Origin of the sequence: Streptomyces sp. NBC_00090 (genome assembly GCF_045160815.1) — a bacterium.
Taxonomy (GTDB): Bacteria; Actinomycetota; Actinomycetes; order Streptomycetales; family Streptomycetaceae; genus Streptomyces.
Genome location: NZ_CP108224.1, coordinates 7,763,729 through 7,782,259, shown reverse-complemented (window position 1 = coordinate 7,782,259; position 18,531 = coordinate 7,763,729). Strand labels below are relative to the sequence as shown.

Sequence of the window (18,531 nt, the reverse complement as noted above, 5' to 3'; positions counted from 1 at the left end):
TTTGCGACCCGCGGGTCAGGGCAGTCGCTAGCTCCAGGCAGGGAGGACCCGATATGACTGGAGTGGGGTCAGCTGCGGCGGTGGCGAGACGAGCGGCTCGCGGCGACGCGGTGCGGGCGGGTGCCCGGACGGGTTTCGCTGCGCGGGGAGTGCTCTATCTGCTGATCGGCGTCCTGGCCGTACGCATCGGATGGACGGGCACGAACGAGCAGGCCGACCGGGGCGGAGCCCTGGCCCAGATCACCTCCACGCCCTTCGGCGCCGTCCTGCTCTGGGCCCTCGGCGTGGGGCTCGCCGGCATGGCGCTGTGGCGCCTGACGGAAGCCGTGTTCGGCGCCGCCGGACCGGACGGAGACCGTGCGACCGAGCGGGCGATGTCCGGTTTCCGGTTCGTTTTCTACGCGGTCGTGTCCTTCCTCGTGTTCTCCTTCGCCGTCGGCGACCGGGGCAGCGGGGCGGGTTCGAGCGACCGGCAGAGCCAGGATGTCACCGGCCGGGTGCTGGGCCTGCCGGGCGGACAGTGGTGGGTCGGCGCGGTGGCGGTCGGCATCGTCGTCGCGGGCGTGTGCATCGCGAGCAGCGCGGGACTACGGACGTACCGCAAGCGCCTGAAGTGGGCACAGCTGTCCAAGAGCCAGCGCCGCTTCATGAACGTCACCGGAGTCGCCGGCGGCGTCTCCCGGGGCCTCGTCTTCGCGGCGGTCGGCTTCTTCGCCCTCAAGGCGGCCGTCCAGTTCGATCCGGCCGAGGCCAAGGGCATGGACGACGCGATCCGTTCCTTCGCCTACACACCGGCCGGCCGCTGGCTGCTGCTCGCCGTGGCGGTAGGCCTGGCGCTGTTCGGACTGTTCTCCTTCGGCGTCGCCAAGTGGCGCAAGGTCTGACCCGTCAAGTCGTGCAGTCCCACTCCGATCTATGGCTGCGGCGCAGGCAGTTCACGGCCCGGAGGATCAGAGGTAGCCGCCCCCAAGCGACTGGCTGAGGGGCCGATCTCGGCAGCGACTACCGACACATCACCTACGACGAGCGCGCCGCGGCGCATCGAAGCGCTCCACGGACCACTCGTTCGGGGCGTGCCCGTGCGACCTTGACGCGGTCCTTGCCGCCAGGAACGTGGACCGGGCCGAACCGCGTTTGAACGTGGAGGCCGCATCTACCGTCAGAGCGTCGTGGGCCGGCTTCTACGGCGCAATACCGAGCGCACGAGCAGGTACAGCACGGCGACGACCAGAAGCAGCACCCCGATGGAGAGCAGGTACAGCATCCCGTCCACGACAGCGCCGATGATGATCAGCGCAACGGCGCTGCTGAGCAGAATCAGCAAGAGGAGCATCGCGCTACACCCTCCTTGTGGCATGGCGGCGATGGAAACTGGACTACGGGGGCTGCATCAGCGCGGGAGCCGAGTGGCCTACCAATAGTGACGGCGTCCGCCGACCGCGTGACCGACCGCCCCGAGGATCCACAGGATGACTCCGATGACGATCAGGATTATCCCGATGGTCCACAGGATGGAAATGCTGGCCACAAGCCCGACGAGAAGCAGAATGACCCCGAGAATGATCATGATTGCCTCCGGCCTCGTGGGTACCTTCCAGAGTAGGCGCGACCCGTAAGTGGCGGCCTGCCCCGTTTCACCGTCGCCGCCGCGCCTCCCGCTGCTGACCGGCCGCACTCCAACGGGGATCGGTTCGGAGCACGCGCCCGGCAGCGACGCCACACGGTCGGCCCGGTGCTTCCGTCCGGGCTCGAACCCGGACGATGCACGCAGAAGGGACGCTGATCGGCGAGTGAGCGGGTAGGTGCCGAGCATGGACGATCAGCGGACGAAGGAAGAGGGCGAGGACCTGCTCACCGGGTTGAGTGTCGACACGAGCCGTCCCGAGCAGCCCGTGCTGCTCGACGCGGACGGCGCTCCGATCCGCACCTGGCGGGAGAACTACCCCTACGACCGCAAGATCCGACGAGGCGAGTACGAGCGGGAGAAGCGGATTCTGCAGATCGAGCTGCTCAAGATGCAGAGCTGGGTCAGGGCGACCGGTTCCCGGGTCGTGGTGATCTGTGAGGGCCGGGACGCCGCGGGCAAGGGCGGCACCATCCAGCGGTTCACCGAGCGACTCAACCCTCGCGGCGCGCGCATCGTGGCCCTGGACAAGCCCACCGACCGGGAAGCGGGCCAGTGGTACTTCCAACGCTACATCGCCCATCTCCCGTCCCCGGGAGAGATCGTCTTCTTCGACCGCTCCTGGTACAACCGCGCCGGCGTCGAGAAGGTCATGGGTTTCTGCTCCGACGACCAGTACCAGCTCTTCCTGCGCCAGTGCCCGGCCTTCGAGGCCATGCTCGTCCAGGACGGCATTCTCCTGATCAAGTTCTGGTTCTCCGTCTCCCGCAGCGAACAACGCACCCGCTTCGCGATCCGCCAGGTCGATCCGGTACGCCAGTGGAAGCTATCGCCCACCGATCTGGCCTCGGTGGACCTGTGGGACGCCTATACCCGCGCCAAGGTGTCCATGTTCCGCGCGACCGACACCACTCATGCCCCGTGGACCGTCGTCAAGAGCAACGACAAGCGACGCGCCCGTCTGGAAGCCATGCGCAGTCTGCTCTGCCAGACCGCCTACGACCGGAAGGACGAGGCCGTGGTCGGGCAGCCCGACCCCCTGATCGTGGGTAGTGCCGACACCCTCCTGGAGCCCGGGGAAGAACTCTCCGACCTCTCCCCCACTCCCCTCGCCGGACCGACCTCCGGACCGGGAAGCCACCCCGCGCCGAACGAAGACCCATAACGCCCGTGCGGGGTGGCGCGCCGGGTCCGAGGCCGACGCCCCGCTCCATCGCGCTCGCTGGTCCGAGGCTGCCTCCTGCATGGGTGCCACAGCCAGCGACGACCTGGCCATCGAGCTGCAGGGCAACCGGAATCTGTGCCGTATGCCTGTTCTTCCCCGCCCCGGGTAGGGGCGTATGCAGAAAGGGGCGGACATGAGCACCAGCGAGAAGGTCAAGGCCAAGGCCGAGCAAGTGATCGGGAAGGCGGTCAGGAAGGCAGCGCATGCCCTAGGCAACGAAACCACTGCGGCTAAGGGTGCCGCGCTGGAAGCCCGCGGCAAAGGCCGTCATGTAAAGGAAAAGGGCAAGGACGCGTTCAAACTCTGACCATGACAGATCGGCGGCGGCTGCCGCCCGATGGATGGTGCGGTGGCGCACGGCAGGCAGGGCGCGCGAACGGTCTAATCGACGCGGGTGACTGAGACCAGAACGGTGACCGGTTTGATTGCGCAACGCCCGGTCACGGAGGCGGTGATTGCGGTCCGGACATCCTCGCGCACCTGCCGGGCGACGACGACGACTCGGCGGTCAACATGCAGGATGCAGCGCACTTCCACGTGCCATCCTCCTTCCGGGGTGTGTTGGCAGCGGATGCCGGCCACCTCGTGGTGCGAGGCGGTGCTTGCCGTCGTGGCGTCGTAGACGCGGGACGCTGCGAGAGCCAGCCGGTCGGCGAGCGCGGGCTGTAGCGCTACGACACCGGGAACCGCGAGGGCTGCTGCGGCTGCGGCCCGCTGAATGTCCTCGCGGTGGGAGACGGTCATCGTTCGCTCAGCTCGAAGCGCTCGCCACGCGGAACGCGAGGGAGTTCCAGCACCGCGTTGATGTCCAGGTCGACGGCTGTGACGGCGAGACCGAGGGTGTGCTCAGCTGCATAAAGGACGGCTTGGCGAATCCTCTGAGCCTGTTCCCGCAACGGCTGGTCGAGTGCGGTGGCCACCGTGAGGGCAATGGAGTGGCCGCCCGGTACGGGGGTGAGACGGCAGCTGGCAGCGCGGGCGCCGAGGACGGTGTCGGCCGCCCGGCGCAACACTTTCGCGGCAGCGCTCTCGGCGATGCGCAGATTGTGATCGGGATCGTCCAGCAGCAGCATCGCCCCCAGTCGTACCTCGGCCCGGACCGCATTGACGACCCGGTTGGCGAGGCTGTGGCTGTCGGGCTGCTCCTCGGCCCGCAGTGCACGGGTGGCCCGATCCAGGGCTGCCAGCCCTTCGACGGCCTCTTGGCAGTAGGGGCAGCTGCTGCTGTGCGGGTCTGCCGCGCCGGCGAGGTCGCGGGCCTGCTCCCAGGCGCGCCCGAGGGGGCGTCCGCAGGGCAGCGGTTCGGCGCCGGCCAACAGCTCGGCGTCAGGGATCGGCGGTGCTTCGGCCCTCGTGGCGCCCACGTTCGTGGGCTCGTCGTGGGGGGTGAGGTATGGGTCGTTCAGCGCCATGGGCGCATCGCCTCCGTCAGAGCGCGTCGTGCGCGGAAGAGTCTGCCGCGCACCGTTTGTTCGCTGCTGCCCATCACATGGGCGATCTCTTCGTAGTGCAGGCCGTGCAGCTCCCGCAGGACCCAGCACACGCGCAGTTCGGGGCGCAGTTCCAAGAGCGCTCGCGCCAGGGCAGCCGTGGCTGCGTCCGACTCGGCCACTCGTGGCGGTGAGCTGTCCGCATCCGCGGCAGCGGGTTCGGGGATGACGTCCAGGGGCAGAGGGCGGGGCCGGTGACGCAACGTGTTGAGGCAACGGTTCGTGACAATGCGGTACATCCACGTGCCGAACGAGGCGCCGTGGCGGAATTCCGGTAGCCGTCTCCAGGCGCTGAGGAAGGAGTCCTGGACGGCGTCCTCGGCGTCTGCCCGGTTGCCGAGCAGGTGCTGGGCGAGGGCGAGCAGGCGGCCACCGTGCCGACGGACCAGGACGGCGAAGGCTTCTTCATCCCCTTCGGAGGCTCGTACCGCCAGGACACTGTCGTCCAGGTCGCTGGGACTGTCCTGGTCCGCGGCGACATCGGCGGTCGGCTGCGGCGCCGGCCGCAGCGGGAGGTCTGCCCCGTACGAGGGCGGGGATCTGGTCCGATCGCGCATCCGCCGCTCGCTTTCTGCCGGAGAGGGGCGTCACGGCCTGCGTACGCACTCTCGATGGTATGCGGTGCATGCGTCACGCGAGTCGGGTGAGGAATGTCGATGCGGCGTGTCTAAAGCATGAGGGCACCGCACCGGCGCCCGGAAGGACACCCTGGGGAGGTCCTCATGTCGGACACCATCAACCCCCCCGCGGGCGGGAGCGAGTCGGGCACTGCCGGCAAGGCCCTCACGGGCCACACCGGCGCCGGAACGGCGCCCGAGACGCGGGGCCGTACGACCATCGCCGACAGCGTGGTCGAGAAGATCGCAGGAATGGCCACCCGTGAGGTGCCAGGCATCCACAGCCTCGGCTCCGGCATGGCCCGCACGCTCGGGGCGGTGACGGACAAGGTCCCCGGCGGACGTCCCAGCATGAGTCGCGGTGTGAAGGTGGAAGTGGGGGAACGGCAGGCTGCCGTCGATCTCGACGTGGTCGTGGAGTACGGCGTTGCCATCGTGGACGTCGCCGGCGACGTCCGCACCAGCGTCATCACGTCTGTGGAACGCATGACCGGCCTGGAGGTCGTCGAAGTGAACATCACCGTCGACGACGTCCACCTGGCCGACGAGGAGGAAGGCGAGGAAGGCGAGGGCCGCGTGCAGTGACTCTCGCAGCCCACGGCATTCCGCCGCCGGGCAAGGAAGCGATCGACGTGAAATTCAGGTGAGTGAGATGAGCGCAGCAATCACGGGCCTGCTTGCCGGTATGGCCCTGGGCTTCGCCGCATTCTTCGGCGGCTTCTGGGCGTTCCTGCTCGTGGCGTTCCTGGGCCTGGTGGGCCTGGTGATCGGCAGCATGCTGCAGGGTGACCTGGTGCTCTCCGACTTCACGCGTTCCCGGGACCGGCAGTGACCTCGCAGCCTGCCGCCGCTTCGCCGGGCGGAGCGGCAGCCCTCCGGCCGGCGCTACCGGCTGCCGAACGCGGCGCCACGGTGATCCCGGACAAGGTGGTCGCCCGCATTGCGGCCCGCGCCGCGCGGGAGGCCTTGGCCGCGCAAACGGACACGGACACGTCAGCCGCTCACGTGAAGCTGGCTGCTCCGCACGCCTCGGTCACCGTCGGGAGCGGCACAGCCCGGCTGGGGCTGACACTGGACCTGCCCTACCCGACAGACCTCGCCCGTACCTCGCGCGAGCTGCAGCACTACGTCAGCGAGCGGGTCGCCCATTTGACCGGGATGCGCGTCACTGAAGTCACCCTCGCCATCGAGCACCTGGTTCCCTCCGGCGGCCTGGAAGACCGACGCGTGCAGTGAACCGGTCCGCAGGCACAGCGGGAAGGAGTGCCGGCATGAAACGGGACCAAGACCCCCCGGCCGATACGGAGCAGCTCACCGGGACCGACGAGATCACCTCCCGCACGGTGGGGCAGCTGGAGAAGCAGCCTCCGGCCAGCCCAAGGCCGACCGTCAGGCGCCGGTGGTCCGCACGCCGGATACCCGCCGCACTGACCGCCCTGCTCATCGGGGCTGCGGCCGGGACCCTCCTGTTCGACATCGTCAGGGTCCGCGCAGGCCAACCCGCCGCAGCATGGCGCACGCACCTGGTCGACGAACTGGCCACTCGCCCGCTGGACGACATCTGGATACAGATCGGCGCGGCCGTCATGTGCCTCCTCGGCCTCTGGCTGGTCGTCCTGGCACTCACCCGCGGCCTGCGTCACCAAATGCCCCTCAGGACCTCCGACGGGCAGATGCACGCCGTGCTGGATCGTGACGCCGCGGCACTCCTTCTGCGGGATGCCGCCATGCGCGTCCCCGGCGTCAGCGCTGCCAGGATCCGAGTCTTCAAGCACCGCATCGGGGCCCGGGCGGACGTGCGTTTCCGTGCCCCCGTCGACGTAAAGGCCGATCTCCTGGTCGCTCTGCGGGAGGAACTCGACCGGCTTGCCCTCGCCCGCCCCCCTGGGCTTTCCGTTCGGGTACGCCCACGCCGGAAGTGACTCGTCCCTGAAGGACCACGGCCGAGCAAGAGACAGGAACGGATCCCATGAAGAGGCAATCCGCAGTCAACCGGGTCCTGCTGGCCCTGACCGGCATCGTCCTGCTCGGCTCAGGCATCCTGATTCTGGCCGGCGGCCTCGACCTGTACCGGCGCTGGGAGCTGACGCCACCCGACGGCTGGCCCTTGACCGCTCCCCACGACGTCCTGCTCGACACCGCCGATCGCACCCGCTGGACGGATGAAGGATGGTGGTGGCCCGTGGTCATCGCCGTCTTGGCCATCGTCGTCCTGCTCGCCCTTTGGTGGCTGCTGGCACAACTACGCCGCACGCACCCCGGCCACATACCCCTGGGAGGATCACCCGCCGTGGATGGTGTGGAACTTCGCGAGCGCGCCCTCAGCGAGGCTCTGGCCGCTGACGCCCAACGACAGCCCGGCGTCCACAAGGCCCGGGCACGGATGGACGGCTCGGTCAAGCATCCGGAGGCCCACCTCGACCTCACCCTTGGTTCCGACAGCGAGCCCGGCCCCGTCCTCCAGGCGCTGGGCGACGGTCCTCTGGAACGCGCTCGCCAATCCACCGGCCAGATCCGCCTCCCCGCGACGGTGCAGCTGCGGGCAAGACCTCACAAAGCCCACCGCGCCGACTAGAAGAGCGCTGCATCCCGCCATGGGTGTTTGGTATGGCGCCGGTTCAAGCCGATCGCAGTCGCTCTCGAGGGCGCCCCGATGCCCGCCGTCTCGCCACACGGCACAAACAGGCGTGGCCAGGGGCGTGTTGAGATCAGACAGGAGCGAAGGGGACCACCGGCCAGGTTGTCGGCAACGAAAGCCTGGAGGCGAAGGGGACCCGCGAACAGATGGCGGGCGATGCGAAGCAGGCATTGGCCCCCAGCCGATGGATCCCGAGGGGTGCTGCTGAGAAGGGGCGACTTTGACGTCGCCCCTTCTCAGCAGCACCCCTCGGGCCCCCGACCCTCCGGCCCCGCTACCGTCGACGGCGCGGACGGCTTGCTTCGTCGGCTTCGTCCTCGTCGTCCTCGTCAGGTACGTCCTCCTCGGCGTACTCCTCCTCGCCCTTGTCGTCACTACCGTCGGGTCCCTCTTCGTCTTCCTCAGGCTCTTCCTCCTCCGGCTCTTCTTCCTCGGGCTCTTCTTCCTCGGGCTCTTCTTCCTCGGGCTCTTCGCCTTCCTCGAACTCGCCGCCCTCTTCGTCGTCTTCGCCTTCGTACTCCCCTTCCGCCTCGCCCGCGTCTTCGTCTTCGTCTTCTTCGTTCTCCCCTTCTTCCTCCAGCGCCTCTTCGTGGGTGACGACCACCTCGCCGTCTCGAATCTCGCCACGCCAGCCCTCCGGCTCGTCGGTGGTGAGTGAGACATGCCGCAGGAAATGCTTGAGGTCCAGGCGCAGGCGACGGCCTTGAGCGCGCCACAGGTTGCCGGTCTTCTCGAAGAATCCGGAGGGGTAGTACTCCACCACCACGACGATGCGGGTCAGCGACGGAGCGAGTTCGTGGAAGCTGACGCAGCCACGGGTGCTTCCCTTGGCTCCTTCGGAAGTCCATACGATCCGCTCGTCGGGAATCTGCTCCTGGACGGTGGCCTTCCAGCCGCGCGTCGAAGGCCCGACCTTCACTTTCCAGTCGCTGGTGGTGTCGTCGTTGCGCGAGACGTCGCGAACGCCCTTGGCGAAGCCACTGAAGTCCTCGTACTGCGACCAGTGGTCGTACACGGTGCGCAGCGGCAGGCCGACGTCGATGAACTCGACGATGTTGATGACCTTCCCGCCGCTCTTACGGCCCTTCTTGCCCTTGCCGAAGATCTGGGAGGCGGCGCCGGTCACCTTGTCCTTGAGGCCGCTGAGGCCCTGGCCCATCATCGCCTTCATGGGCGAGTCGCCCTTCAGCATCCGCCCCCCGACACCGGCGACGTCAGAGAGCTTCCCGTTGCCTTGCGCCACGTCCGTGAGCTGATCGGTCACTTCCCCCAGCTTGTCCGACGCCTTGTCCGCAAGCTGCTCTGCTTGGGCTCCCAGGAATGACGTCAGCTCTTCGAGCAGCTGGTCCAGTCCCGACTTCGATTCTTGCGCGCTGGCGCGTTCTGACTGTGCCATGGCCTACCTCCGCGTGGACGGCTTGCGGCCTGACGTCTTCTTCGCCGCCGTCTTCCTGGTCGCCGTCTTGCGTGCGGGTGTGCGCGCTGTGGTCTTCTTTGCCGGCGCCGTCTTACGTGCCGACGGGCGCGCTGCGGTCTTCTTCGCCGGCGCCGTCTTACGTGCCGACGGGCGCGCTGCGGTCTTCTTCGCCGGCGCCGTCTTGGCCGCCTTCTTGCCGGCGGTCTTGGCCGGCGCGGCCTTCTTGGCCGGCTGGGCCTTCTTGGCGGCTGCGGAGCGGGCTGAAGGCTTCTCCGCTGAGCCCTTCTTCGCCGCGGTCTTCTTGGCCGCCGTCTTCTTGGCGGGCGCTGCGGATTTCGAGGCGCTCGGCCTCCGTGTCCTTCGGGGCCGGGGCTTTTCCTGAGGCTCTTCCTCTTCCTCCGGCTCCTCCGCTTCTTCCTCTTCCGCCTCCGGCTCGTACGCTTCCTCCGCTTCCTCCTCTTCCCCCTCCTCCGGCTCTTCTTCCTCTTCCTCTTCCTCTTCTTCCTCCTCCTCGGCCTCCGGCTCCGCGTAGCCCTGTTCGTCCTCGTCCTCGTACTCGCCCTCGGTTTCGTACTCGTCCTCGTACTCGGAGGGTTCCTCTTCGTCTTCCCTCTTGCCCACGCTCGTCAGTTCGAGCGTGCGGTTGTGGAGCGAGTCGGCGAGGTCGCCGAGCTTGCGATTTGCCGCGGCTCCCAGAGCCTTCTTGCCCGCGTCCAGGGCCTCGCCCCGCAGCTGTTCGCTGATTTCAGCGAACTGGGGCGTCTCCTTGAGCCTACTGAGGCCCTCCATCATGAGTTGACGCGGCTCAAGGCCGAAGCGGCGGCCGGCGAGGTAGGTGGCCACTGTGAGTGCGAGGCGGCCCTTCTTGGTGCGTCCGAGTACGTAGCCCCCGGCCACGGCGGCCGCAAGCGCGTATTTGGTCGTGTCCTGCATGAGCTGTATCCCTTCATCAGGGCGTTTGCGGGATGTACGTCGCCGCCCAGGAATACCGTCCGGGCCTGCGGACCGTGCGGCGGCGTTCTGCGCCGGCAGCCGAAGAAGCGGCTCCGCTCAGGGGGGTCTCTACACCGCCTACCCCCGACACGGGAGATATGTCCCTATATGATGACATTGTAGTTTCAGCGAGCGGTGTTCCCCCAGTGGAGTGACCACATGGCCGCAGCAGAACCCACACGTCCGAGGAGAGTCCGCCCCCGACCGGCTGAGGACGCCGAGGAACAGAAGCGCCCGTCGGCACGCCGCGCTTCCGCCAAGCGGCCGTCAGGGGCTCTCAACGCGTCTTCGGCGATGCGTTCCGCAGCTGGGCAACTGGCCCAACTCCTCGGGAGGCCCCCTGACTCCGTCTCGTCGCTCAAGCCCACCGAGGACGGCTGGGAGGCACAGGTGGAAGTGGTGGAACTGGAACGCATCCCAGACACGACCAGCGTGATGGCCAGCTACAAGGTCGCCCTGGATCCCGAGGGGCAACTGGTGTCCTACGAACGAACCCGCCGATACAGCCGAGGCATGATCGACCGGCCGACCTGAAGACGGGCCGCCCGGGAAAGGAGGCGCCATGACCATGGTGCCGCAGAGCGGCAGCAGCGTAAGCAGGAGCGGAGGCGGCACGGGTGGCAGCAGCCTCTATGACGTGTTGGAGCTCATCCTCGACCGCGGTCTGGTCATCGACATTTTCGTCCGCATCTCGGTGGTGGGCATCGAACTCATCAAGATCGACGCTCGCATCGTGGTGGCCAGCGTCGACACCTACCTGCGGTTTGCCGAGGCATGCAACCGGCTCGATCTCGAAGCAGGCCGAAAGGCACCCGCCCAGCTCCCCGAGGTCGTCGGAACCATGATGGAAGGCGGGGCCAGCGGCAAGGCCAAGGGCGCGATCGGCGGGGCAGTCGATGCCGTGACCGAATCGATTACCGGCCGCTCCGCCAAGCAGGAGGAACCGGAGGAAGAGCCCGAGGAAGAGCCAGAAGAAGAGCCTGCCCCCAAGAAGCGGCGTCCCGCCCGGCGCCCGGTCCGCCGGGAAAGGGAGTAACCGATGGCGCTCTACGTGTACGCGATCACCGGTAAGGACCATCCCCACCGCCTTGACGGTGTGACCGGAGTGGGCTCCCACCCCTCACCCGTACGTACCGTCGCCGCCGGACCCCTGTGCGCGGTGGTCAGCGACATCTCCGAAGAGATCCGGCCCAAGCGCAGGGACCTCCAAGTCCATCAGGAGGTGCTGGAATCGCTCATGGCCGATGCCGTGGTACTGCCGCTGCAGTTCGGCTACTTCGCCTCCGGCGATCAGACCGTCCAACAGGCCCTCGAAGAGAACACGGACAGCTACATCGCCACCCTCGCGCGACTTGACGGCTGCGCCGAGTATCACGTGAGGGCAACCCAGGCGGACGAGGACGAGCTGCTGCGTCAGATCCTTCAGGATTCCCCTGAGGCGAGGGATCTCAACGAGCGGATCCGTGCCGGCGCGCAGGACCCGCAGCTGCCCCTCACGCTTGGGGAACTGGTCGCCCGCGAAGTGCAGGAACGCCAGGATTCGCTGGCCGCCGGACTCGTACAAGCGCTGATTCCCTACGGCCGAGAGCACACCACCCATCCGCCCTCCAGCCCCGACTTCCTCAATCTGTCGCTGCTGGTGCCCCATGACCGGACAGAAGACTTCCTGGCGGCGGAGGCCAGTCTCGCTCAACAGATCGAGGGCGGCGTGGACTTCCGGCTCACCGGCCCATTGCCCCCGTACAGCTTCGTTCAGTGACCCGGCGACCTCGGAACGGAGAACGGAAGGAGGACACTCACCATGGGACTGTTGACAGGCCTGCTCACCCTTCCCATCGCGCCGGTGCGGGCAGTCGTGTGGGCCGCCCAGCAGGTCGCGGAGACGGCCGAAGACGAGTACTACGACCCGGCCCCGGTGTGGCGCGAGCTCGCCGACCTGGAGCGGCGACTGCTGAACGACGAGATCGACCAGGAAACATTCGACCGCCGGGAGGACGAGCTGATCGACCGGCTCGAGGAGATCGCAGAGTTCCGCCGACAATCTCCCTGACGGGGAAGCGAGGCCGTCATCGTGTCTGAGCCACTACCCAGCCGACTCGGATCCTTCCCGTCCCGAGCCGCCCCGATGCCATACGGGCAGAGCACCTCCAGCCTCGCCGACATCCTGGAGAGAGTCCTGGACAAGGGCATCGTCATCGCCGGGGACATTCGCATCAACCTTCTCGACATCGAACTGTTGACGATCAAACTCCGGATCCTGGTCGCCTCCGTGGACAAGGCGAAGGAGATGGGCATCGACTGGTGGGAGCACGACCCCTCGCTCTCCTCGCGTCACACCGGCAGCCCCCTCGAGCAGGAGAACCGGCGACTGCGCGCCGAGCTGGAGGCCCTACGCCGTGAACGCCTCGATGGTGAAGAGTTCCCACCCCGCACCACCAGTGAGGAACCCGAGGGAGATACGGGCGGTGGGACCGCACGGGGGCCTAGGCCATGACGACACCCGACGACGCCCTCACCTACGTCTACGCCGCGGCCCCGCTCACGACAGGCCTCCGAGACGCTCTGATGGGCCTCCGCGGGATCTACGGATCCCCTGTCCTGTTCGTCACCGCACCACCCGGCACGGGCGGCCCGGCGCCGCCCCTGGCCTTCGCCACCAGCCACGTACCACGGCGTGACTTCAACGAGAGCGCGCTGAAGAACCACTTCGAGGACCTGGAGTGGCTCGAGGATGTCGCCCGCGCCCACCACGACGTCGTACAGGCCCTCTCCACCCACACCACGGTCCTTCCCCTGCGCATGGCCACCGTCTACCAGGACGACGACCGCGCCGGCCAGGCGCTTGCCGAGCAGCACGACGCATTCGCCGAACGACTCGCCCAGCTCACCGCCCACACCGAATTCGGCGTGAAAATCTACCTCGCGCCCACCGCAGCCCCGGCCGGCACCGGACCCGACGCCGACGCCGGCGCTGCCACTACTCCGGGCAAGGCATATCTCCAGCGCCGTAGGGCTCAGCACAACACCCAGGAAGCCGTGTACGGCCAAGCGCAAGAGGCCGCCGGAATCATCGAAACCGTCGCCTCCCGATACGCCTCGCAGCACGTGCGACACCCCACCCAGCGCGGCACCCTGACCGGGCCCGTCGAGAACGTGCTCAACGACGCCTACCTCGTCCCCGACGCGTACGCGGAGCCGTTCCGGGCCGCGATCGAAGCGGCTGTCGGCGTCTTCGATGGCATTCGTGTCGAAGTGACCGGGCCCTGGGCGCCCTACTCCTTCGCCATGCCGCCGGTCGAGCGCCGGCACTCAGCCGCTGGCGAGGAGCACGGCTCATGACTCTCGCGGAGCACGGAGAACCGCTTCCCGGGCGCCAAGTGGCGCTGGTGGACCTCCTCGACCGGTTGCTCAGCGGCGGCGTGGTCATCACCGGCGACATCGTTCTGTCGATCGCCGACATCGATCTCGTACGGATCTCACTGCGCGCACTCATCGTGTCCGTCAGCTCCGAGAACCGCCCAGGCACGGCGGCGCAGGAGGGCGGCCATGATGAGTGAAGAACACCCCGAACGGCACCGCGACCCGTCGCCGCACCCCGGTCCCGGCCTCCATGACGTCGGTGACTCGATGTCGCAAGCCTTCCGGCTTATTCAGGCGCCTCCCACGCCGCACGACGCACCCCCGCGCGCAGCTCACCGCATGTACACCGACCGCGACACAGTGGAAGAGGACCTACTCAAACTCGTCCTCACCCTGGTCGAACTCCTGCGTCAGCTCATCGAGCGCCAGGCATTGCGCCGCGTGGACGCGGGAGACCTCACGGACGAACAGGAGGAGGAGCTGGGAGCCACGCTCCTGGCGCTCCACGACCGGCTGGCCGACCTGTGCGCCCAGCACGGCTACGCGCTGGAGGACCTCAACCTCGACCTCGGCCCACTGGGACCTCTCCTTCCACCCCGGACCTGAAAACTCACAGGCCAAAGCCGGCCCGGAAAGCAGTACCCGTCAGGCCCAGCTCTGCATGTAGGACGCACCACTGCCCAGCCGACCCACTGCCCAGCCGACCGACTGGCCAGCTCGGGGGGGCGGAGGTGGACACCGGTCGGCGCAGCGACGATCGAAGTGCACCTGATCGGCACATGCACGCCCCCGTTCCGTCCCACGACGGGTACGAGGCCGGTGAGGCCGTCTACCGGTTCCCTACCGGCGGGCACAGGTCCAAGCACCCATACCCTGCAACGCAGCCAGCCTCTTGGCCGTGGCGATCTGCTCCGATTTCGTAGCCAGGTCGGCTCGGGCAGCGTACCTACGGCCACCCGCGGCCCTCCAGCTCGACCGGGTGAACTGCAGGCCGCCGTAGTGCCCATTGCCCGTATTGGCACGCCAGTTACCACCCGACTCGCACTGGGCGATCGCGTCCCAGTCGACGCGAGGTCTCGAAGTGTGGGCGGCCGCATCGGCGGAATCGGTCAGTGCTGCCTGGCTCAGGAGCACTGCGCAGAGCAGGGCCAGGATGGTGCTTCCGGTTCGCTGGCCGTCTTGGAAACGAGACATCAGTCCTCCGTCGCTGTCGGGCAGAACAGCCCCGCGCGTCCGCGCTAATCCCGCCTGTGGCTGTCGGGCCTTGCAGGCAGCACAGCACGCCTCCGTGCCGCCTCCCGGCCCTATCCGACAGGCGAACGGCCAACGCCACCCGTTCGGCGGCCACAGGCGTGGCTGTCGGGCTCACCGTGTCTTCGCCATGCCCGAACGGAGTGGAGCACCAGCTCGGCGCCGCGCGTTCAGCCACTCACCGCGCGATCATTAAGGGGGACCCTTCGACCGCTGGCTCACCCTGAGGATCGGGGCCAGCTCGCACCAGCAACGAAGCCGGTGGCTGTTATGGCCGGGATGGAGAAGCACACCAATGACCAGTCAGCACGACGGTAACGAGTCCTCGTCCCCCTCTGGAGAGCCGCCGGAGGCCGAGCGCACACTGGGCGAACCCGGCCAGGTCGACGAGTCATCGGCCGGAGCCGACGGCAAGACCACGGCCAAGGAGAAGGCTGCCGCGGTCAAGGAACACACCATCGCGAAAGCCAAACAGGCCACCACGCAGGTCCGCGAGAAGGCCGGCCATACAGCTGAGCTGGCAAAGGGCAAGACACCTGAGCCGATCCTGCACACAGCGACACAAACCGCAGCGCACGTCCGCGACACCGCAAACCGAGCCGGCCACCTCGCAGCCGACAAAACCCCCGACGTAGTCCGTGAAAAGGCTGTACGCGCGGCGCACGCGGCAGGATCCAAATGGACCCCACTGCTTGCAGCGGGGATCGCCACCCTCGTCTTTCTCCTCATGCGCCGCAGTCGGCGGAACCGCTGAAAGCATCGAGAGGACCTCGAAGGTCTTCCAGCGCCCGGCCTGCCCAAGGGAGGGTGGCGCGACCGACGGGACCCTCCTGAAGAGCCGGCCCGACCGGAGCCGGCCCCAAGCTGCTCATCCAGCGCGATACGAGCACGCTTTCTTCTGGGGCGAGACCGGATCTCAGGGCACGCAGCCGGTTTGTTCTTGCCTCGGCACGATCACGAATACCCCCGAATCGGCTCTCCCCTCGAGCGGGAGGGGGAGCCGATTCGGGTGGTGGGCTGATCAACGTGCCGGGTCAGGCACGACGGTGCTTGTTGCGGGTGAGGAGCCGGTAGAGGGCAAGAAGGATGAGGGAGCCGACGATGGCGGCGATCCAGGTGGAGAGATCGAAGAAGCCGTCGATGGAGTCGACACCGAAGATGACCTTGCCGAGCCAGCCGCCGAGCAGGCCGCCCGCGATGCCGATGAGCATGGTGACGATGAGGCCGCCCGGGTCCTTGCCCGGCATCAACGCCTTGGCAATGAGGCCCGCGAACAGCCCAATGAGGATCCACGCAATGATGCCCATGATTCCTTCCCACGTCGTCTCATAAAGCCGTTATCAGTTCAGCTTCTTTACTGTCCGAGCACTTTCAAACGTCCGAATGTTCGATCTTGCTGCCGAAACTGTGAGGTCATTCCGACGCTCCGACGGCGATCGCCAAGGACCTCACTGGAAGGCTGAATGGCTCACACGAGGCGACAGCTTCGTCCGCCCACAACTCGACGGCGGGCTGCGCTACGAGGCCGCCGAAGCGGCCCGCTGCATCAGCGCCGGGCGGCGGGAATCCGACCCGATGCCGCTCCGCCTTGCGGCGAAGCGGGAGAGACATGATGCTGGAGCAGATCCTCGACTTCCGCCTCAGCCAGGACGCCATGGACTTCCAGGACCTGCTGGACACCCGTCGGGTGATCGAAGCGGAGCTGGCCCGGCGGGCCGCGGCACAGGTCGCGGCCGGTGAAGGCTCGCCGGAGGATGCCGCGCGGGCGCTGGACGCGATGCGCGAGGCCGCCGACACGGAGGCCTTCATCGCCGCCGATCTCGCCTTCCACCAGGCGGTGGCGCATCCTCGACGCCGTCGCGGCCGGCGACGAGGCCGGTGCGGCCGAGGCCATGACCGTTCACCTCGCGGAGACGGGTCACGACCTCGGCCTGTAGCGGGCGGGCCGTCACCCCAGCAGGCGCACCCGGGCCGGGCCGGTCCATCCGGCGGACAGGCTGATCGCCGGGTCCACGTAGTTGCCCCAGGCGAGGTCGGGGTGGTTCACGCGGGCGCTGACGATCAGGCCGACGGCGGCCGCGTCCATCGCGAAGGGATCCCCGCCGAGCGCCTCGATGGCGTCGAGGCTGAGGTAGGCGTCGACGGAGGCGGCGTTCTTGCGGCCGGTCACCCGGACGGTCACGGTGTGCTCGCCTCCGGTCAGGCCCGTCCGTTCGAAGACGCGCTGCTGGAACTGCTCGGCAGGGGCGTACAGGTCCGCCTCGGTGGCGGGCCCGCCGTCGACCGAGATCGCGACGATGCCGAGGTTCTCCGCCTTCGCGGAGTAGAACCCGACCTGGGTGCCGGTGAAGCTGAACTCCGCCTTGGCTCCGGTGACGTTGGTGAAGGACTCCGTGCCGAACAGGTCGCCCGCCGTGTACCCGGCGCTCGGGTCCGCGTGCGTCCACGCACCGGTGTAGACCTGACAAGGTCGTTGCCGTTCACACGAAGCGGGGGATCCAGGAGGCGACCCGCTGTCCACCGCACCAGGCGAAGGGCATGAGCGACGGCGAGAGCGCGGCTGCCGACGGCAAGCCGACCGTCCGCCGCACCGGCGGCTCCGATGCGGGCAGCTGCCGGGACGTCGATCCTATCGACTGCCCATTTCGTGTTGTACCGCATCACGATTTATCTTCACGAGGACGCTCGCCGGGCTCGTCCGCGGCGTGAAGGCCTCTCCCATACTCATCCGTATGTCCCTGCTGACATGAGCCCATGAGGGCTTGTTCATGGGCGGAAATCGGGATTCAGGAATTCTTTGCAGAAACTCGCGGAGATGCCGGCGCTTCGGATCCTCCTCCATGGCCTCGCCGGCACTGACTGTCACGGGAAGCAGATCGCTTCTTCCGGTGAAATCGAGTACGTTCTTGTCGGTAAAAACGAAGTTTAGGAAGTCACCTATCTCCTCGCGGTGCCCGTTCTGCTTGAAGCCCATGATCCAGTCAGCGGCGCCCACTCCCACCGCTTCCCTCCCGTCCGGCCCGTCCAGAGTGACCCTGCCGACGCGAACGCCGTTCTTCTCGGCATCCCGCAAGAGCGACGGAGGAGCACTGACCAGTCCCACCTCACCTCGAACGAAGGCGGCCAGGGCATCCGAACGTCTGAGCTCCCGGGGCGAGACCGGGCCGGTCAGTCCCTTCTCGACCAGGTTTTCCTTGATCCAGTCGAGGGTTTTGATGTTGCTGGTCGAGTCGATCGTGTAGCGACCTGTCTCACTGGTATATCCACCTCCTCCGCTCAGGAGCCACATCATCAGTTCGTACTGAGCGTCCTCCGGCGCCAATGGCAGCGCAATGGGATAAGGGACGTCGTTCTCCTTGAGCTTCTCGACCGCCTCAGCCAACCCCTTAAAGTCTGTGGGAGGTCGCTGAATTCCTGCATCGGAGAAGAGTTTCTTGTTGTAGAAGAGCGATCGGGTTGATGCGGCAAATGGGATCCCGTACAAGGTCCCGCTCCGCTCCCCGGCTTCTGCCAGAGCGGGCAGGAAGTTCGCTTGGACGGGGACGGCGAGCAATTCGTCCGCCGAGTACAGCTTGCCGGCGGCTGCGTAGTCTGCGTAGGTTCCGATCTGGGCGATGTCAGGAGCTTTGCCCTCCTTGACCATGTCGGCGACCTTGCCCTCGACGTCCGACCAGGGCTCGACCCGCACGTCGATCCTGACTCGGGGATGCTCGGCCTCGTAGGCCCGTGCCAGCTCGGCCCAGTAGTTCTCGGTGGATTTCGTGTCACCGCCGGTGAGGTCGTAGTCAGCGGCAATCACCTTCAGCGTGGTGACTTCTGCGTCGATGGCGTTGCAGCCGGCCACTGAGGCCATCAGGCCAAGGGCAGCCGAAGCAGCGGCGAGTCGAAGAGAGCGGCGACGCAACACGTTGTCCAC

28 protein-coding genes and 1 pseudogene are annotated in these 18,531 nt (G+C 67.5%); 18 read left to right on the top strand and 11 right to left on the bottom strand.

The features are described from left to right. Positions 1-53: 53 nt before the first annotated feature. Complete coding sequence (locus OG361_RS34685; RefSeq protein WP_405859931.1) at positions 54-884, top strand: DUF1206 domain-containing protein; 831 nt, start codon at positions 54-56, stop codon at positions 882-884. Positions 885-1,159: 275 nt separating this feature from the next. Here OG361_RS34685 and OG361_RS34680 read toward each other — a convergent pair whose 3' ends face one another. Both OG361_RS34680 and OG361_RS34675 read right to left on the bottom strand, forming a co-directional pair. Beyond that, on the bottom strand, positions 1,160-1,333 hold the full coding sequence (locus OG361_RS34680) for a hypothetical protein (RefSeq protein WP_405859929.1): 174 nt from the start codon (positions 1,331-1,333) through the stop codon (positions 1,160-1,162). A gap of 78 nt (positions 1,334-1,411) precedes the next feature. Next, entirely contained in the window at positions 1,412-1,567 is a 156-nt protein-coding gene (locus OG361_RS34675; RefSeq protein ID WP_405859927.1) for a DUF6131 family protein, read from the bottom strand. 244 nt (positions 1,568-1,811) lie between these two features. On the opposite strand from OG361_RS34675, the gene ppk2 reads away from it, so the two are divergent. After that, a complete protein-coding gene (gene ppk2 / locus OG361_RS34670) occupies positions 1,812-2,789 on the top strand; it encodes a polyphosphate kinase 2 (protein ID WP_405859925.1) in 978 nt (325 codons plus the stop codon). A 193-nt stretch (positions 2,790-2,982) separates the two neighbouring features. Then, positions 2,983-3,156, top strand: coding sequence for a hypothetical protein (locus tag OG361_RS34665; RefSeq protein WP_405859923.1), 174 nt, complete (start codon positions 2,983-2,985; stop codon positions 3,154-3,156). A gap of 74 nt (positions 3,157-3,230) precedes the next feature. On the opposite strand, the gene OG361_RS34660 is transcribed toward OG361_RS34665, so the two are convergent. Genes OG361_RS34660 through OG361_RS34650 form a run of 3 tightly spaced genes read right to left on the bottom strand, consistent with a single transcriptional unit; the run spans position 3,231 to position 4,896 of the window. Further along, positions 3,231-3,593 (bottom strand): hypothetical protein, encoded by a 363-nt coding sequence (locus OG361_RS34660; protein ID WP_405859921.1) that lies wholly within the window; start codon positions 3,591-3,593, stop codon positions 3,231-3,233. Further along, positions 3,590-4,261 (bottom strand): hypothetical protein, encoded by a 672-nt coding sequence (locus tag OG361_RS34655; RefSeq protein ID WP_405859919.1) that lies wholly within the window; start codon positions 4,259-4,261, stop codon positions 3,590-3,592. The genes OG361_RS34660 and OG361_RS34655 overlap by 4 nt, the downstream gene beginning before the upstream one ends. Continuing rightward, on the bottom strand, positions 4,252-4,896 hold the full coding sequence (locus tag OG361_RS34650) for an RNA polymerase sigma factor (protein WP_405859917.1): 645 nt from the start codon (positions 4,894-4,896) through the stop codon (positions 4,252-4,254). Before OG361_RS34650 ends, OG361_RS34655 begins: the two co-directional genes overlap by 10 nt. A gap of 165 nt (positions 4,897-5,061) precedes the next feature. On the opposite strand from OG361_RS34650, the gene OG361_RS34645 reads away from it, so the two are divergent. The 5 genes from OG361_RS34645 (at position 5,062) to OG361_RS34625 (ending at position 7,531) form a co-directional block, all read left to right on the top strand. Further along, positions 5,062-5,541 (top strand): Asp23/Gls24 family envelope stress response protein, encoded by a 480-nt coding sequence (locus OG361_RS34645; protein WP_405859915.1) that lies wholly within the window; start codon positions 5,062-5,064, stop codon positions 5,539-5,541. Between the two features lie 67 nt (positions 5,542-5,608). Then, positions 5,609-5,788, top strand: a complete 180-nt coding sequence (locus OG361_RS34640; protein ID WP_266976499.1) for a DUF2273 domain-containing protein — start codon at positions 5,609-5,611, stop codon at positions 5,786-5,788. Then, a complete protein-coding gene (locus OG361_RS34635) occupies positions 5,785-6,192 on the top strand; it encodes an Asp23/Gls24 family envelope stress response protein (RefSeq protein ID WP_405859913.1) in 408 nt (135 codons plus the stop codon). The genes OG361_RS34640 and OG361_RS34635 overlap by 4 nt, the downstream gene beginning before the upstream one ends. 35 nt (positions 6,193-6,227) lie before the next feature. After that, complete coding sequence (locus tag OG361_RS34630) at positions 6,228-6,878, top strand: DUF6286 domain-containing protein (protein WP_405859911.1); 651 nt, start codon at positions 6,228-6,230, stop codon at positions 6,876-6,878. A gap of 47 nt (positions 6,879-6,925) precedes the next feature. Then, positions 6,926-7,531, top strand: coding sequence for an alkaline shock response membrane anchor protein AmaP (locus tag OG361_RS34625; RefSeq protein ID WP_405859909.1), 606 nt, complete (start codon positions 6,926-6,928; stop codon positions 7,529-7,531). 337 nt (positions 7,532-7,868) lie between these two features. Here the strand turns inward: OG361_RS34625 and OG361_RS34620 are convergent, their stop codons facing one another. Beyond that, positions 7,869-8,990, bottom strand: coding sequence for an SRPBCC family protein (locus OG361_RS34620; RefSeq protein ID WP_405859907.1), 1,122 nt, complete (start codon positions 8,988-8,990; stop codon positions 7,869-7,871). 3 nt (positions 8,991-8,993) lie between these two features. Then, positions 8,994-9,944, bottom strand: coding sequence for a histone protein (locus OG361_RS34615; RefSeq protein ID WP_405859905.1), 951 nt, complete (start codon positions 9,942-9,944; stop codon positions 8,994-8,996). A 219-nt stretch (positions 9,945-10,163) separates the two neighbouring features. Between OG361_RS34615 and OG361_RS34610 the strand changes: the two genes are divergently transcribed. From OG361_RS34610 to OG361_RS34575, 8 genes are all read left to right on the top strand, one after another. Continuing rightward, positions 10,164-10,538, top strand: coding sequence for a gas vesicle protein (locus tag OG361_RS34610; RefSeq protein ID WP_405859903.1), 375 nt, complete (start codon positions 10,164-10,166; stop codon positions 10,536-10,538). Between the two features lie 28 nt (positions 10,539-10,566). Next, positions 10,567-11,040, top strand: a complete 474-nt coding sequence (gene gvpJ, locus OG361_RS34605) for a gas vesicle protein GvpJ (RefSeq protein ID WP_405859901.1) — start codon at positions 10,567-10,569, stop codon at positions 11,038-11,040. Between the two features lie 3 nt (positions 11,041-11,043). Further along, positions 11,044-11,763 (top strand): GvpL/GvpF family gas vesicle protein, encoded by a 720-nt coding sequence (locus OG361_RS34600; RefSeq protein WP_405859899.1) that lies wholly within the window; start codon positions 11,044-11,046, stop codon positions 11,761-11,763. A 42-nt stretch (positions 11,764-11,805) separates the two neighbouring features. Continuing rightward, positions 11,806-12,054, top strand: coding sequence for a gas vesicle protein GvpG (locus OG361_RS34595; RefSeq protein WP_405859897.1), 249 nt, complete (start codon positions 11,806-11,808; stop codon positions 12,052-12,054). A 75-nt stretch (positions 12,055-12,129) separates the two neighbouring features. Further along, on the top strand, positions 12,130-12,498 hold the full coding sequence (gene gvpJ / locus OG361_RS34590) for a gas vesicle protein GvpJ (protein WP_405859895.1): 369 nt from the start codon (positions 12,130-12,132) through the stop codon (positions 12,496-12,498). Then, complete coding sequence (locus OG361_RS34585; protein WP_405859893.1) at positions 12,495-13,343, top strand: GvpL/GvpF family gas vesicle protein; 849 nt, start codon at positions 12,495-12,497, stop codon at positions 13,341-13,343. The genes gvpJ (OG361_RS34590) and OG361_RS34585 overlap by 4 nt, the downstream gene beginning before the upstream one ends. Further along, positions 13,340-13,561, top strand: a complete 222-nt coding sequence (locus OG361_RS34580) for a gas vesicle protein (RefSeq protein WP_405859891.1) — start codon at positions 13,340-13,342, stop codon at positions 13,559-13,561. Before OG361_RS34585 ends, OG361_RS34580 begins: the two co-directional genes overlap by 4 nt. Then, a complete protein-coding gene (locus tag OG361_RS34575) occupies positions 13,554-13,970 on the top strand; it encodes a gas vesicle protein K (protein WP_405862604.1) in 417 nt (138 codons plus the stop codon). The genes OG361_RS34580 and OG361_RS34575 overlap by 8 nt, the downstream gene beginning before the upstream one ends. Positions 13,971-14,204: 234 nt before the next feature. Here OG361_RS34575 and OG361_RS34570 read toward each other — a convergent pair whose 3' ends face one another. Next, complete coding sequence (locus OG361_RS34570; protein WP_405859889.1) at positions 14,205-14,558, bottom strand: transglycosylase family protein; 354 nt, start codon at positions 14,556-14,558, stop codon at positions 14,205-14,207. 352 nt (positions 14,559-14,910) lie between these two features. Between OG361_RS34570 and OG361_RS34565 the strand changes: the two genes are divergently transcribed. Further along, on the top strand, positions 14,911-15,369 hold the full coding sequence (locus tag OG361_RS34565; RefSeq protein ID WP_405859887.1) for a hypothetical protein: 459 nt from the start codon (positions 14,911-14,913) through the stop codon (positions 15,367-15,369). A 280-nt stretch (positions 15,370-15,649) separates the two neighbouring features. Here the strand turns inward: OG361_RS34565 and OG361_RS34560 are convergent, their stop codons facing one another. Next, entirely contained in the window at positions 15,650-15,922 is a 273-nt protein-coding gene (locus OG361_RS34560; protein ID WP_405859885.1) for a GlsB/YeaQ/YmgE family stress response membrane protein, read from the bottom strand. A gap of 302 nt (positions 15,923-16,224) precedes the next feature. On the opposite strand from OG361_RS34560, the pseudogene OG361_RS34555 reads away from it, so the two are divergent. Beyond that, positions 16,225-16,401 (top strand): annotated as a pseudogene (locus OG361_RS34555) (hypothetical protein); the annotation flags it as partial. A gap of 162 nt (positions 16,402-16,563) precedes the next feature. On the opposite strand, the gene OG361_RS34550 reads toward OG361_RS34555, so the two are convergent. Next, a complete protein-coding gene (locus tag OG361_RS34550; protein WP_405862743.1) occupies positions 16,564-17,136 on the bottom strand; it encodes a hypothetical protein in 573 nt (190 codons plus the stop codon). Between the two features lie 108 nt (positions 17,137-17,244). Continuing rightward, on the bottom strand, positions 17,245-18,468 hold the full coding sequence (locus tag OG361_RS34545) for an ABC transporter substrate-binding protein (RefSeq protein WP_405859883.1): 1,224 nt from the start codon (positions 18,466-18,468) through the stop codon (positions 17,245-17,247). Positions 18,469-18,531 lie beyond the last annotated feature (63 nt).